The 14,874-nt window shown below is 51.6% G+C and carries 14 protein-coding genes; 5 read left to right on the top strand and 9 right to left on the bottom strand.

Translation table 11 applies throughout. The features are described from left to right. Positions 1-101 precede the first annotated feature (101 nt). From AC50Y3_RS06720 to AC50Y3_RS06710, 3 genes are all read right to left on the bottom strand, one after another. The gene (locus AC50Y3_RS06720; protein WP_494818003.1) at positions 102-1,439 is read right to left on the bottom strand and encodes an ABC transporter substrate-binding protein; all 1,338 of its coding nucleotides are present in this window, start codon (positions 1,437-1,439) and stop codon (positions 102-104) included. A gap of 123 nt (positions 1,440-1,562) precedes the next feature. Next, positions 1,563-2,396, bottom strand: coding sequence for a carbohydrate ABC transporter permease (locus tag AC50Y3_RS06715; RefSeq protein WP_494818002.1), 834 nt, complete (start codon positions 2,394-2,396; stop codon positions 1,563-1,565). A 2-nt stretch (positions 2,397-2,398) separates the two neighbouring features. After that, positions 2,399-3,286 carry a carbohydrate ABC transporter permease gene (locus tag AC50Y3_RS06710; protein ID WP_494818598.1) on the bottom strand — a complete coding sequence of 296 codons (888 nt, stop codon included), beginning with the start codon at positions 3,284-3,286 and terminating at the stop codon, positions 2,399-2,401. 171 nt (positions 3,287-3,457) lie between these two features. On the opposite strand from AC50Y3_RS06710, the gene AC50Y3_RS06705 reads away from it, so the two are divergent. Next, on the top strand, positions 3,458-5,302 hold the full coding sequence (locus AC50Y3_RS06705; RefSeq protein ID WP_494818001.1) for a sensor histidine kinase: 1,845 nt from the start codon (positions 3,458-3,460) through the stop codon (positions 5,300-5,302). Next, the gene (locus AC50Y3_RS06700) at positions 5,299-7,026 is read left to right on the top strand and encodes a response regulator (protein WP_494818000.1); all 1,728 of its coding nucleotides are present in this window, start codon (positions 5,299-5,301) and stop codon (positions 7,024-7,026) included. The genes AC50Y3_RS06705 and AC50Y3_RS06700 overlap by 4 nt, the downstream gene beginning before the upstream one ends. 88 nt (positions 7,027-7,114) lie before the next feature. Here the strand turns inward: AC50Y3_RS06700 and AC50Y3_RS06695 are convergent, their stop codons facing one another. The 4 genes from AC50Y3_RS06695 to AC50Y3_RS06680 form a co-directional block, all read right to left on the bottom strand. Next, positions 7,115-7,948: a phytanoyl-CoA dioxygenase family protein gene (locus AC50Y3_RS06695; RefSeq protein ID WP_494817999.1), complete on the bottom strand. Its 834-nt coding sequence runs from the start codon at positions 7,946-7,948 to the stop codon at positions 7,115-7,117. Between the two features lie 149 nt (positions 7,949-8,097). Beyond that, positions 8,098-8,871, bottom strand: a complete 774-nt coding sequence (locus AC50Y3_RS06690; RefSeq protein ID WP_494817998.1) for a helix-turn-helix domain-containing protein — start codon at positions 8,869-8,871, stop codon at positions 8,098-8,100. Between the two features lie 22 nt (positions 8,872-8,893). Continuing rightward, complete coding sequence (locus tag AC50Y3_RS06685; RefSeq protein WP_494817997.1) at positions 8,894-9,265, bottom strand: VOC family protein; 372 nt, start codon at positions 9,263-9,265, stop codon at positions 8,894-8,896. A gap of 3 nt (positions 9,266-9,268) precedes the next feature. After that, positions 9,269-9,406, bottom strand: coding sequence for a hypothetical protein (locus tag AC50Y3_RS06680; RefSeq protein ID WP_494817996.1), 138 nt, complete (start codon positions 9,404-9,406; stop codon positions 9,269-9,271). A 103-nt stretch (positions 9,407-9,509) separates the two neighbouring features. Here AC50Y3_RS06680 and AC50Y3_RS06675 point away from each other — a divergent pair, with 103 nt between their 5' ends. Next, on the top strand, positions 9,510-9,800 hold the full coding sequence (locus AC50Y3_RS06675; protein WP_494817995.1) for a hypothetical protein: 291 nt from the start codon (positions 9,510-9,512) through the stop codon (positions 9,798-9,800). Positions 9,801-9,896: 96 nt separating this feature from the next. Here AC50Y3_RS06675 and AC50Y3_RS06670 read toward each other — a convergent pair whose 3' ends face one another. Both AC50Y3_RS06670 and AC50Y3_RS06665 read right to left on the bottom strand, forming a co-directional pair. Continuing rightward, on the bottom strand, positions 9,897-10,076 hold the full coding sequence (locus tag AC50Y3_RS06670) for a hypothetical protein (protein ID WP_494817994.1): 180 nt from the start codon (positions 10,074-10,076) through the stop codon (positions 9,897-9,899). A gap of 278 nt (positions 10,077-10,354) precedes the next feature. Then, positions 10,355-12,655, bottom strand: coding sequence for a discoidin domain-containing protein (locus AC50Y3_RS06665; RefSeq protein WP_494817993.1), 2,301 nt, complete (start codon positions 12,653-12,655; stop codon positions 10,355-10,357). 179 nt (positions 12,656-12,834) lie between these two features. On the opposite strand from AC50Y3_RS06665, the gene AC50Y3_RS06660 reads away from it, so the two are divergent. Both AC50Y3_RS06660 and AC50Y3_RS06655 read left to right on the top strand, forming a co-directional pair. Continuing rightward, positions 12,835-13,158 carry a MocE family 2Fe-2S type ferredoxin gene (locus tag AC50Y3_RS06660; protein WP_494817992.1) on the top strand — a complete coding sequence of 108 codons (324 nt, stop codon included), beginning with the start codon at positions 12,835-12,837 and terminating at the stop codon, positions 13,156-13,158. Between the two features lie 19 nt (positions 13,159-13,177). Continuing rightward, on the top strand, positions 13,178-14,410 hold the full coding sequence (locus AC50Y3_RS06655; protein WP_494817991.1) for an NAD(P)/FAD-dependent oxidoreductase: 1,233 nt from the start codon (positions 13,178-13,180) through the stop codon (positions 14,408-14,410). The last annotated feature ends 464 nt before the right edge of the window (positions 14,411-14,874 follow it).

Here is a 14,874-nt window from a genome sequence, read left to right as displayed (position 1 = left end):
CATCTCATAGTGGGAAACCCCAATTCAAGCTGAGAGCCGCGAGCAACGTGCAAGCAAACAAAAAAAAGGCCAAGCAAGGTCTCCCCCGCTCAGCCATTTCCTTATTTCTTCACGATGTCCGCTACCGCTTTATCAAACTTGCCAAGCAGCTCATCGGATTTGATGCGTTTGCCCATGTATTCCTGCATCGCAGCACCGAATTGTTGCGTGATGCCGTCCGGGAAACGATCCCACTGCCAGCCCTTCACTTGATCCGGGTGTTCTTGGGAGAACGTTGCGAAGTCTGCCGCGATTTTGCCGATTGCCGCTGGATCAGCCGGAATCGAAGTGATCGACGGGATAAATTTAAAATCAGTTGCTACGAATTTCTTACCTGTTTCCGAAGTAGCCATCCAGTTCAGGAATGCTTTTGCTTCGTCCGGATGAGCGGATTTGTTGTTCACAACCCAGTTGCTTGGTACGCCTGTGAATACGTTCGGTGCGCCTTCCAGCGGTACCGGCATCATGCCCAGGTTCAGATCCGGATTCACTTCATCCACCATACCTTGGATCCAGTTACCATGTTGAATCATTGCGTATTTGCCGGCAGCAAACTCTGCCACTTGCGTGTTGTAGTCCGTTGTCAGAGCAGCCTTCTGGCCATTTGCGAACATGATGTCTACTAGGCGAATCCATTGTTTTGTAAGCGGATCGTCCTTGAATGTTTTGGTGCCTGCTTTGATTTCATCGATGAATGCAGCAGGATCAGCTTGCGTTGCGTTCGCGATATTGAAGGTATGAATACCGAGCGACCACCACTCGTTCGTCAATGCGAAAGGAATAATCCCTGCATCTTGAAGCTTCTTGCAAGCCGCTTCCAGTTCATCAAGAGTTTGAGGAAGTGTCGTAATGCCTGCTTTTGCAAACAGATCTTTGTTGTACGTCAAGCCGTACGCTTCAAGCGTCATTGGCATGCCGAGCAGTTTGCCGTCGCGCGAAATTTGTGCACGGGAAGCTTCTACGAGATCCTTCGCCCATGGCTCATTGGAGAGATCCACCGCACGATCTACATAAGGATCGAAGCCGGCCCAGCCGCTGGAGGTAATGATTTCCGGCTCTTCGCCCGCTGCAAGCTCAGCCTTCAGCAATGCGCTGTAGTCCTCGCCGCCGCCATGCGTTTCGATTTCAACCTTCACGCCTGTTTCTTTCTCATAAGCTTCCGCCATCTTCGCAAGCGCAGCAGCAATCTCGACTTTGAATTGGAATACTTTAATCGTTACCGGCTCTTTCGGCGCGTTTGTAGTCTCTGTAGTCGCCGAATTGTTTGCAGCAGCAGTGTTGTTAGCCGCTTTCGCGTTCTCCCCGTCTGTGCTGTTGCCCCCGTTATTATTGTTGCTGGAACATCCACTCGCGATAAGTGCAGTGGCAAGCGTAAGTGCGAATATCGATCTCTTTTTCATGATTGGCCTCCCAAAGGGTTTTGGTTACATTTCCAATTATAGAATGCATATTTCTGCTAATACACCGAATAAATTGAACTAGATAGTGTAATATTTTGATTAAATTAGTTAAATATCAATTTATTACCCCTTAACTGATCCTGCCGTAATGCCTTGAATAATATGTTTTTGTAGAAAAAGGAAAAATGCAATGATCGGCAATGTACTCAAAGTAAGCGACGCCATCGCCAAATCCCATTTGCGCAAGTATTGTCCGAAGAACTTCTGCACCGCTAGCGGGATCGTCGTGAAGTTGTCATTAATGACGAGCACCGGCAGCAAATAGTCGTTCCAGATCCACAGCACGTTCAGAATGATGACCGTAACGGCAATTGGCTTGAGCAGCGGGAATACGATGCGCCAGAACACGCCATAAGGCGAACAGCCATCCACAACAGCAGCTTCTTCAATCTCAAGCGGCACTGATTTGATAAAGCCATGGAACAGAAACATCGAAAGCGAGATCCCAAAACCGATGTAGCAAATGACGATGCCGTATACATGCCCGCGCAGTTCAAACAGCGACGTGATGCGCATCAGCGGCAGCATAACCGATTGGAACGGAATAATCATCGCCGCCACATAGACGGTAAACAGGAACTTATTGAAGTTTGTCGGTTTTCTCACCAATCGGTATGCACTCATACTCGCAACGACTACCAGGCAGCCTACGCTGAGCACTGTAATAACTAGGGAGTGCATGAACACGACCGGAAAATCAATCGCGATCCAAGCTCGCTTGAAATTACCAAACCCCCAGCTCGTCGGCAGCTCAGCTGCGTTTAGTAGAATGGCGCCAAGCTTTTTGAACGAGTTAATAACTAGAAAATAGAAAGGCGTCAGGAAAAGCAGTGCCAATAGTACGCATACTAGCTCGAATACGAAAAGGAGTGGCGTATATCGTTGTTTGTCTTCCATCGTTACGCTTCCACCTCTTTCTTCTTGGTGAACCAAACCTGTGTGACGGTGATCAGCGCAACTGCGAAGAAGAAGATCATCGCTTTGGCCGTACCCAATCCGTATCGATTATTCGTCAGCGCCTCACGATAAATGTTGAGTGCGATCGATTCAGACGCATAGCCCGGTCCGCCGGCTGTTAAGGACAAATTCAGATCGAACATCCGGAAGGCATTCGATGTCGTCAGGAACAGACAAATCGTAATGGCCGGCATAATGAGCGGTATGGTGATCGAGCGGAAAACCTGCCACGGATTAGCGCCGTCTATACGAGCTGCTTCCGTCAAATCCTTCGGGATCCCGATAATCGCTGCGATATAGATGATCATCATGTAGCCTGCCGTCTGCCACACGAACACGTTAACAATCCCCCAGAATGCCGTAGTCGGCGTACCGAGCCAAGGAAGATTGAAGAACTCCAGCCCCGTCGCTTCTCCGACAGCCGCGAACCCGCGGACGTAGATAAAGTACCAAATGTAGCCCAGCAGCAAGCCGCCGATTACATTCGGCAGGAAGAAGATGGTGCGAAGCACATTTCGACTCTTCAGATTGCGAGTAAGCAGCATCGCCAATAGCAGCCCCATCACATTGGTCACCAGAACGGCTGCCAATGTAAATCTCGCCGTAAACCAGAAAGCGGTCCAGAACCGTTCATCATCCGTGAAGATCCGATGAATATTCTGAAAGCCGACCCATTTCGCATGGTTCAGATCCAGCCCGTCCCACTCCGTAAACGTATAATAGAAACCCATAAAGAACGGCACCGCGACGATAAGCAGAAAAATCAGAAGTCCCGGTCCGACAAATACGGTTTGCTGCAGCCATTCATGCCATTTGATTTTGCGATTCACGCTCTGCACCTAGATGTCCCCTTTCTTAACCCTCGTACCTCAGTATAGCGGCTCCCGATAACACCAATCGACAGACGATCGTGAACTTCATGGTGGAATATATTGACCAACTCACAATTCATAGCGTATGTTTATACCAAAATCCACGCCATCGATTCGGGAGGCGCATCCTTGACCACAACCTTGTTCAAAAACACGACAATCCGCAAAAAGATGATGATGCTCTTCTTAATCGCCACTATACTGCCCATAGCCGCTTCCATCGCAATCTCGTATCACGAAACGAAGTCCTCGATTACGAAAGAGGCCATCTCGAAGAACAACCGGCTGCTCGCACTCGGGGGTACGAACATCATCAACTATATGAACAATATCAACCAGAAGTCGCTTGCCGTCTACAATTCGATGAATGTTCCCCGCTCACTCTACTATATTTTGGAGCACAATATGGAGAACGAAGTGTTCCCCAACCAAATCAGCGATGTCATCCAGAATCGCAATTTGCTCAAGGATCATCTCTACAATATCTATCAAAGCGTGCAGGAGTTTTATAAAATCAGACTCTATGTAGCCGGTCAGAACACCAGCTATCTACTATGGAATGACGACATTAAAGTTGGCAAACATCAGAACGGTTCTATAGCGATGGCTTCCAAAACCTATATCGAACCGACCCATTTGAGCCACAATTATGGGCTGTCCATCAAGTCTCCCGTGAAGGAAGAACAGGTCTTCACCCTTCATCGTCCGATCTTCTTAGCCCCGAGCAGCACGCAGCTGGCGGAGCTTACGATTGATGTGAAAACATCCGTGCTTAGTGATCTTAACCGTCAATTGTACGATGCCGGTCATGAGAATTTCTATTTGGTTGACGCCGATGGCGGTGTTCTGATCTCCTCCGATGAGTCCCAAATTGGCAAACGACTGGATAGTGAATGGTTTCATAACGTACGGAACGCTTCGACGACGAAGGGGCATTTTGACTGGGATGGGAATGCGTTCTCCGGTATGATTTTCTACCAGCAGGTGAAGACCAACTACATGAATTGGTACCTAATCAAGCAAACACCTAACAGCCATCTATACGCGACCGCCAATGAAACCGCTTTAATTAATACCTGGGTCGGGGCGGCCTTCCTTGCCATTGCTGTTATTGCCCTGATGCTCATCTCTTATCGTTTCACGAAGCCGCTGCTTGCGCTTATCGGTTATGTTAACAAGATCGATTCCGGTAATCTGAACGTCCAAATCGATATCCAGAGCAATGATGAAATCGGGCTGCTGGCCAAGCGATTCCGGTCGATGATGCAGACGATTAACAATTTGATTTTGAAAGAATATAGGCTCGAGCTTGCGAACAAAACCATTCAGCTCAAAGCGCTGCAGGCACAGGTAAACCCGCACTTCCTCTATAATGCGCTGCAATCCGTTGGGACCGTGGCGCTGCAGCATGGCAACATGAAAGTATATCAGCTTGTGACGTCACTTGGGAAGATGATGCGCTATCAAATGGACATGGCAGATGTTGGGGTGGAGCTGAGCCGGGAGCTGGATTACGTGCAAGCCTACCTGGATTTGCAAAAAGAGCGCTTCGACACCTCGCTCGATATCATCTTGATGATCGACGAGCGCACTCGCAGCATAAGGCTGCCGAAGATGATTTTGCAGCCGCTGGTGGAGAACTTCTTCAAGCATGGTTTCTTGCCATCGGAGCAGCCGGCGAAGCTGGTAATTGCCAGTTCGCTTGGCGATGACGGGGCATTCACGATCGTGGTATCGGACAATGGGAAAGGGATATCTGCTGCACGCATGGCGGAGCTTAACCGGCTTCTAATGCAGGATCACGAGGTGGAAAACGAGGAGGAAGAAGGGCTGGCTATCGGGCTGCGGAACGTCCTGTTCCGACTGCGGCTCTACTTTAAACAGGATGCGGCGCTTAGTATTCAGCATTTGCACCCGCACGGATTTTCGGTTACGCTTCACATTCCACATGCATTGGAGGACCAGCCCTTATGAAAGCACTCATAGTAGATGATGAACGGCATGTTCGCGAGGCGATTCGATTGCTTGTGCCGTGGCAGCAATACGGCATTGAAACGGTGCTGGAAGCCGATGACGGAACGACCGGAATGGCGATGATTCAGGCGCAGCGGCCTGCGCTTGTATTCACGGATATGATGATGCCCCTCATGGGCGGCGACAAGCTGATGGAATGGATGGCGGAGCATGCACCAGAGATCAAAATCATCGTCATCAGCGGGCATGATACGTTTGATTTTGTCCGCACGGCCGTGAAATTCGGGGGCATGGACTACATCTTGAAGCCGATCGATGCGGAACAGCTGACAAGTGCCGTGGAACGTGCGGTCAGCAGCTGGCGCAGCGAGGATGCGAGCCGCTCGCGCGCGCGCGGGCAGGATATTGAGCTGAATCAGCTCAAGCCGCTTTATTCGGAGCAGCTGTTGGCTGCTCTGATGAAGGGGACAGGATCTGCGCAGGAGTTCGCGCTGGCGATGAAGCCGTTTGGGATGAGGTATGGAGCTGGTGGGAGCGGAATTGGTGATGCCAGAGGAGGGACTGGTGCTGCTGGCGGAGGAAGTGCCGGCGGTGGCAGGACTGGGAGGGACGCCGCGGCTTCGGCCGCTTCTGAGACGATCATTCGGACTGCTGTTGTGGAGCTAAGCTCCACCCCGCCTGCCGTAGCAGATAAATTCGGTTCTTCCGGCCAGGATCTCTTTGCTTATGCTGTAGCCAACATCGTGAATGAGATGCTGCGCGAGCGCGGTGCGGGTCACGCCTTCCGCCATCACGCCGGGGCTGAGCAGGAGATTGTCCTGCTCTTCTGGGACAACCCGGATGATGTGCCCGGACTGCTCGTTGAGTGCAATGATGCCTTGTTCGTCGCATTGAAGGCGCGGCTGGCCATAGGACTCGGCCTGCCGGTTGCTTTCCCGTCCGGACTTACCGCATCGTATCGGCAAGCGCGGACTGCACTGATGCAGCGAAACCTGCTGCAAACGGGTAAATGCATTCATTGCTTTGATGCAGTGCCGGCTACTTCTGCGGAGCCGGCGCTGTTCTTCAGCCCTTACGAGGAGCGAGTGCGCTACGCCGTGCAAAGCGGCAGCCCGGATAACATCCGCCGCGCGCTGCAGCTGTGGTTCGATGCCCTCGATCAGAGAAGCCGGCTGACGCCGGACAATCTTCTCCTCTGGCAGCGGGAATTCCAGCTCGCCGCAGCGATTTGGGAGGGCGGCCGCAATGCAGTCGAGGCGGACATTCCCTATTCGAGAGAAGGCAGCAGCTCCTTGCCTGTAGATGCGGGCGGCGCTTTCCAGTATGCAGCGTGGAAGGAAGCCTTCTTCCGCGAAGCATGCGAGATCGGAGCCCGGCTGAACGCGGTCAGCGAGCGCGGCAGCACCATTCGCGATATCGCCGCTCATATCGAGAAGTTCGCCCATGAAGACTTGACGCTGCAGAGTATCTCGGACAAGTTTCATCTCAGCCGCGAGTACATCTCTCGCAAATTCAAGCAGGAGCTGAACCAGAACGTCTCGGACTTCATCACCGCTTGCCGGATCAACCGAGCAAAGATACTACTAGCAAGCGCCCACTTGAAGATCACCCAAGTCGCCGAAATGTCCGGCTTCCAGGATGAGAAGTACTTCAGCAAAGTGTTCAAGAAATTAATGGACTGCACGCCAAGCGAGTTCCGCAAGCGGCAGTACGGGATGGAGTAGGGGCTCGGCGGGAAACCCGGAAAGCTCGGCGCATGTAGTTCTCTACCGAAAAAAAAGCTGCCGATCACATAATCGGCAACCTTACTTATTATCGCACCAGCTCTGGCTGATGCTCCTTCAGCCAACCGCGCAGCGGTACATCCTCGTCCGTCGGACTGTAATAGCCGTTGCAATTCACGCCCGCGCCGAGCAGCTGGCGGCGGATCGGATCGGCGCTCTCCCATAGGTGCTGCACAGTCATATCGTCCTTCGTGCGAATCCAACGATATCCGTAGCCGTAGAACAGCACTTTGCGCGTGTAGTCCGACCAATTCGGCGAACCGGCATGCCAGGTCCGGCGATCGAAGAAGACCGCTGACCCCGGCTTCACGCATACCGGAATGGCGCCTTCCGGCTGTCCTTGTCGATCAGCCGGCATCTCCAAGTTGTCCTTCAGGTGACTGCCCGGCACCACCCAGAAATTGCCGCGGTCCGGCTCCGATACATCGGAGAGGAAATACGCCACCTTAAGCGATAGTCGCGGACGCGGATGCGACTCCATCTCCATGTTGACGCGTCCGCTGTCCTGGTGCCAACCGAACGTCGCATCGCTCTTCGCTTTCCCCGACGGAGGCGTCGCAATCATATGCGCATGATACAAGTAGATATTCCAGCCGAGAATATCCCATACCTTCGGCAGTACTTTATCGTAATCCACCAGGTTTAGAAAGGATGAATGGTCAGGAATAAAGTTTGGATAAAACAATGCCGTCTTCGGATCATGCCCGCTGCTCAGCTTATCTTCATAAATACGGTCAAATTCCGTAGTCAGCTCAGCAATCTGCTCCGGCGAGAGCGCATCCTCCACAATCAGATAACCCAATTCGTTAAACTGTTTCCGTTCTTCTTCGGTCAACGCATACTGCAAGCAAGATGGATCCACGCGTAATCCCCTCCGTATGATTGGTAATCAACCTGTTTCAATCATAGATGGTTTACGGGCTCCTTTCGAGTAACGATCTAGCTTTCTTTTGGACGATTCAACGATTTCGATGATAGCGCTGCCACAAACAAACACCACTGCCACCCCACTCAGCCTGTTCTCCCCTTCATAAATGCCGTAGGCGAACAGCCCGTCACTTTCTTGAACACCCGGTTAAAATACGCCTGATCGCAGAAGCCCGTCTCCTCTGCGATATCGCTGATCGACATCATTTTGTCGAACATCAGCTCCTTCGCCTTCGCGATCCGAACATGATGCAAATAATCGATCGGCGATAAGCCCGTGACCGACTTGAACAGATGCGAGACATGATTCGGCGTCCTACCCGTCAATTGCGCCAGATCATCCAGCGATACGGATTCCTTATAATGATCGAGCAGATAGGTTTTGATATCCTCCGCCATCTCAATCTTCTTGGCCGGAAGCTTCCACTTATCCCGCTCGTAGTTGATAATGCTAAGCAGCTCCAGCAGAATCGCAAAACAAGTCGGCTCCGAATACGGCCCCCTCATGAGCCAATGATGCTTCAATAACATGAACCGCTGCTTAAAATATTCAAATCCGCTGATCGTCGTTTTGCAATAACGATTCTCCGTTAGAAGCGGAAGAAGCATTCGATCACTATCGTCCAGCGTAAAATGAGTCGCATACCGCTGATGCTCCTCACTCGAAATCCCTCCGCGCACCGTGCCGGCCGGCATGAAGAGAACATCCCCTTTTTGCAGCAAAACGGACTCATCATTAACGTAATAAATGATTTTCCCCTTCGTCACAACGAGCAGAATGTGAAACTGCGTGGGGCTTTTGCCCATTTCCCATTTGCCGTGAAAATCCTTCGCATAACAAGTATGAAGCTTGATCATAGCTGACTACCTCCTAAAACCGCTATCGCTCCGTGCTCCATATTTCAATGAAATTGCCATCCGGATCATAGAAGGAGAACGATTTGCCTTGATAATCGAAGAGCTGGCCGACCTTAATGCCTCGCTCCGCAAACTCATGATAAGCAGCCTCCGCATCTTCCACCATAAAACCATACGAGGACTGAAGCGCACCATCCGGATAAACAAAATGTGAATTTAGGTTGTGCTCGTTTTGCTGGAATAGGATACGAATGCCCGTTTCATTCACTAATTCGATATAGAACGGATCCTCTTTCACTACGCGAAAACCCAGATGCTCACCATACCATGCAATGGACTGCGTGAAGCTGCTTACCGGAACGGTCAGGTACGTGCTCTTTAATTGAATCGGCATTTGTTATTGCTCCTTCTCTTCCTGATTTGAACAATCCAAGCAAACCAACTTCCCATTCTCCAAAATCATACCTTCCAGAAATCCATCCTTGCAGTAGATGTCCTTCTTACATTGCTCACACTGCCCGACTAGCTCCTGCATCACGCTGCCTCCTTTGAAACTTCAGCCTCCATCCCTCGCATAACCGGATCATCTATAGTAAAATGAGGACTTAGCTACACTAAACGAGTATGGGGTGCCAGACATGTCCATTAATTTCACCAAAGCAATTGTCGATCGTCTGCAACGCGAAATTGCTGAAATAGAGAGCAAAATGCCGCAAGAGAAAGCCAAGACAGATAAGGCGCAAGCGAAAATCAAGCAGCTGCAGCGCGACATGAAGCTAAGTCAATCCGCCAGTGATTTAAGCAGCAAGATGTCACGGATGAATAAGCTAAATGAAGAGATTAAGACAAGCACGCGCAAGCAAGCCGATCTGGCCAAAGAGCTGGCCACGAAGAAAGCTTCGCTTAAGCAGCATCAGTCCAAGGACTAACCTTGTCCTAGTTATTTCCATCTGTACCTTGATTATTAAGCTGGCGCCGATGGGAAGTCAACCAAAATAAAAAGCAGCCCGCCCGGGCTGCTTTTGTTATTTCCAGGTGGACAGACCGGAATTCCAGAATTGTCTGGACTCGACAGCAGATTCGGGACGTTCCGTTTCCGCAGTAGATTCCACCGTAAATTCGGACTTCGCATTCGGCACTTCGTCTGTTTGCAGAGTATCGACTGATAGGGATTGTTTTTTGCTCTTTCTGAACCAAAAGCCCATCTCCTGCTCACCACCTAAAATAGACTAGTAAACGAAGAAATACTTCCTGCTGCTAGTTTACAAATAACGACGCGAACATGTACCCTGCACCTTTGAAGATTCCTTAAACAGTACGGTAATTCCACGCACAAGGTGAAACGGCTGACGCCGTCCTTTGATGGCGTAGCGCGGTTCATTCCGGAGATTTCTAAGCTCACTAATAGATGTGAAACTTATAAATTCTTAGAAATTAGAAAAGGGAAGCGACCACCCTTGAGAGGTCGGTGCTTCCCTTCTTTTTACTGATTATAAACCTCAAACTCATAGATGGATGGCGTATTGGTCGCCGAGTTAATCAGCAGCCTGACGCTCGTACCCGTTACCGGCGCGAAGGTCACCGTCTTGCTTGCACCAATCGTTGTTCCCGTGGCGCTATCCACCCAAGCCGAGCCATTCCAGTAGGAGATCTTGAAGCTCGTAATCCGCGTATCGAACTCCTTCAGCACCACCGTATTAAACGTCGTACTGCTGCCAAAATCAATCTGCAGCCATTCCCCCGCACTTGTTCCCGAAGCCGAGTTCCATCTTGTTCCCGCTGAGTCGCCATCGTTGGCCTTCGCAGGCGCATAGTTCGCATCCCACTGGCTTGAGCCCCAAATCGTCTTGTTCAGCCCCAAGTTCACCGGTGTTACACTTACATTATCAAAAGCAATCCAGTTCCCTCCGTTAGCGACGGAATAGAATCCGATCTGAACGCTGCCATTGCTGACCGGAACGCTCGGAATCGTGACCGTCGTATAAGTGGAGGTCGTCGGAATGTTCACGGACAGCTCTGCCCCTCCGTAGTTCTTAGCAACCATTCTCGCCTGGCTCTGGCCGCCGCTTGATCTTACATTCGCTTTCAGCGTATACGTTCCGTTCGGCAAGCTAATATCTTGGCTAGTGTATACGTTATAGGCTGTCGCTTTCCAGTGCACCGCCTCGTAGGAACCTCCGCTCATTCCGCCTGCTTGCGTGTAATCCGCATCGATATGCGTACCTTTATAATCGCCGCCCCACGTCATCCAGCCCGGTATGTTCTGGCCTGCTGCGCTTGCTTCAAAGTTCGGATTTTGAACGAGGTTGCTCGTACCTCCGGTTGTCTGGACGACAAATGTAGAAACCGAATTGGCGGGCAGGCTGGTCGTGAACGTTTTTCCCGACAATGCAATGGTTGAGAGTGTGGCACGGTTCTCCGTCGATGACGTCCGGTAAGCTTGAACGGAGCCGGTCACGGTGTCGAATTTATTCAAGTCAAACGTATAGCTGGCGGCCGAGGCTGTGTCATTGTAGACGATAATGGATATTTTGCCTGTTGCCGGATCGAGCGCCGTAATCGTCTTGGCATCGTTGTTCGCAATGATTTTGTACCCCGGACGAATGAAATTACTGTACTGCCGCATCACATGAAACTTCTTCGTAATCCAATAATTCTGTGTACCGTCGGAGGCAAAATGGATCAATCCCCAATTCCCGTTCCCCGCGAGCGACTCCGCTTCAGACTCAATCGCCTGCCAGTACACCCATTCTTGGGGAGCGAGGTCTTTGAGATCGGTCGTGATGGCAGAGGCTAGGCCGAGGTAGGCGGACACAGAATTATGATCATGCGTCCCCGAGGAGGTGGTCACCTCGGACATTTGCAGCCTGCGGCCGTTGCCGACGGCCTTCTGATATAACCCTTGGCGATCCCCGCCGCTGTACGTATGTGTATTAAACTGCGTAATTGCTCCTGCTGCCGTTGCATCGAGGCTGTCCAGCGAGCTGTGAGACATCGCGATGCTCGTTTCATCGAGACCGCTGATCGTCGTGCCTGTGAGCGACTTCGTTTGAAGCGCCGAATTGGTCGCGTTAATAAGCGCAATCTGCTTAGCGCCTGCCGAAACCTTCATCCCCTCTTGCTTGCCGCCGGCTGCCCAATAGTTGGAATTGGCTTCATTCATCGGATTCAATGTCCGAAACGTAATCCCCCAACTATCTTGAAAATGCTTCACCACCTCGGTCAAATAGTCCGCGAATTGCGCCTCGTACCCATTCAGTAAATTATCCTGACTCGGATCGGAGTTGCCTGTGGATTGCCCGCTCTTCGTCATCCAATACGGCGCCGAATAGGAGATGGCATCGGCCTTGAAGTCGGCTGCCGGCACTCTGGACTTTGCCGCTTGCAGCCACCAGCGCTGGTTCGCATCACCTGTCCAGTCGTAGGCTGCGGTCGAAGTCTCTTTGTACCCCGGCACCGCAGCGCCGACTCGCATCGAACTGACATAGGCCGGGTCATTACCGCCGCCTATGTTATAACGCGCGATGTTGAACATGGTGCTCGGGTTGGCATCCGTATTCGTGGTGCTGTAGAGCAAATCTGCCAGCGTGTCCTTGCTGGTCCAATTGCCTGTGTAATTCGCCGACCACGCAAGCGAGGTGCCCCACCCGCCAAACGGCAATGATCGGATGCCGGGATCGACGATCACCGTCGTCGCTGCGGCAGCGGGCTGCACCCCGATCATACTCACCGCGAGCGAAGTCAGCAGGGCTAAACTCGCGCTCTTTTTAACCTGTCGAATCATGATTAATTCCTCCTTTTAGTTACAAGCAGTCGGACAAAGTCCTCCTTAAGAACACATATATGAAAACCCTTACATAAATAGATATAGGATCTGTATAATAGACAGCAGATAGAGCAATGTTTATAATGGAATGACGAAGGTGAAACGTTTCACCATTACGAACAGGAGGAAGTTAACACATGAGTACACTAGAAGGCTGGATTGAAGTTTGTGAAGTTGACGATATTGATGAGGAGGATGTCATCCGTTTCGATCATCAAGACCGGACGTTTGCCGTCTACCATTCCGATAAAGGGAAATTTTACGCGACCGACGGCTTTTGCACCCATGAGAAGGTTCACTTATCCGAAGGTTTGGTGATGGGGCACACGATTGAATGTCCGAAACATAACGGCAGATTCGACTATACGACGGGACAAGGCAAGAAAGCTCCTGTCTGCGAAGATCTCAAAACCTATCCGGTTCAAGTGGAATCGGGCAAGGTCTATATCAAACTCGACTAAGACAGGAGACTTAACCTATATGACACAACCGGGAATGGTTATTATCGGTGCCGGCGAGGCTGGTGCAAATGCGGCAATGGAGCTGCGCAATCAAGGCTACACGGGCAGCATTACGCTGATCGGCAAGGAAAATCGTACGCCTTACGAGCGTCCGCCGCTATCGAAGAGCGTCCTGCTCGAAGAAGAAGCACCGGCTCCGACGTTCATGCTGGATGAGGCAAAGCTCAATGAGCTTAATATCCATCTGTTATCGGATAGCCATGTAACAAGCATCAATCGCGATGCACATCGGATTTCACTGGCAGACGGCAGAGAGCTGTCCTATGAGAAGCTGCTGCTTGCAACAGGTGCAAGCCCGCGTAAACTGAACATGGAAGGCTCCGATACATCCGGCGCCATGTACCTTCGCACCTTCTCCGATGCGCTTGCGATTCGTTCGCAGCTGCATGCGGGTAACCATATCGTCATCATCGGCGGCGGCTTCATCGGCCTTGAGGTTGCGGCAAGCGCTCGCGAGCGCGGCTGCGACGTTACTTTGCTTGAAGTAGGTCCGCGTATTCTGACGCGTGGCGTACCGGAAGAAATCGCGAATGTCGTGGAAGCGCGACATCGCGAAGCCGGCGTTACGTTCAAGATCGGTACAGCCATCAGCCGCATCACGAACGAAAACGGAACGCAAATCATTGAATTGGCCGATGGCACTGTGATTCGCTGCGATGCCCTCATCATCGGCATCGGCGCGGTGCCTGAGATTGCACTGGCTGAAGGCTGCGGTCTTGAGATTGAGAATGGCATCCGTGCCAACGAGAAGCTTGCTACGAGCGACCCGGATATTTTCACGGCCGGCGACTGCTGCTCCTTCCCGCTTGCCCTGTACGGCGGCAAGCGCGTTCGTCTAGAATCGTGGCGCAATGCGCAGGATCAAGGCATTCATGCCGGGCAAAACATGCTCGGCGCAGATCAGCCCTATGAAGCGATTCCTTGGTTCTGGTCGGATCAATACGACGAGTCGCTGCAGGTAGCGGGCCTTGTCGACTTCGGCAACGCGAACAAGATCAAACGCGAATCGGCCGACAATGTGCATTTCTTCTTCCATCTGGCAGAAGACGGCACGCTGGCAGCTGCCAGCGGCATCGGTCCCGGCATCGCCAAGGACATCCGCCTCGCGGAGATGCTCATCGAGCGCAAAGCCGTCATCGATCCGGCGGTTCTCGCCAGCGCGGGCACGAAGCTGAAATCGCTGTTGAAATAAACAATGTGAGGCTGTCTCTAAAGTGTGCAAGGCTACTTTTGAGACGGCCTTTTTTTGTTTGGTTAGGTGGTGGGACGCTGCCGGAGTGGCGGAATTAGGCGGAGTTGCGGCGGTGGCGGGAGGGCGGCGAAGTCGCTTTATGAGCGGTATTGGTTACCGCTCTTTGGTCGGAACACGGTAAAGTCGCTCCATGAACGGTACCTGGTACCGCTCTTTGGTGGGATTCCAGCAAAGTAGCTCCCAAGGCAACACATCAGCAGTTAGTTGGTGATTTCAGCGAATTTGTGGCTCACAGAGCAACACATCAGCAGTTAGTTTGTGATTTCAGCGAACTTGTAGCTCACAGAGCAACACATCAGCAGTTAGTTTGTGATTTCAGCGACTGCGTGGCTCTCATAGCCACACCGTCGCTGTTGAAAAGGGATAGAAGCTCGCCAGGGGATCTACATCGGACAAAATACGGC

The sequence above is a fragment of the Paenibacillus sp. J22R98 genome, from assembly GCF_059383835.1.
The sequence above is the reverse complement of the archived record's forward strand: the minus strand, read 5'-3'. Positions and strand labels throughout refer to the sequence as shown.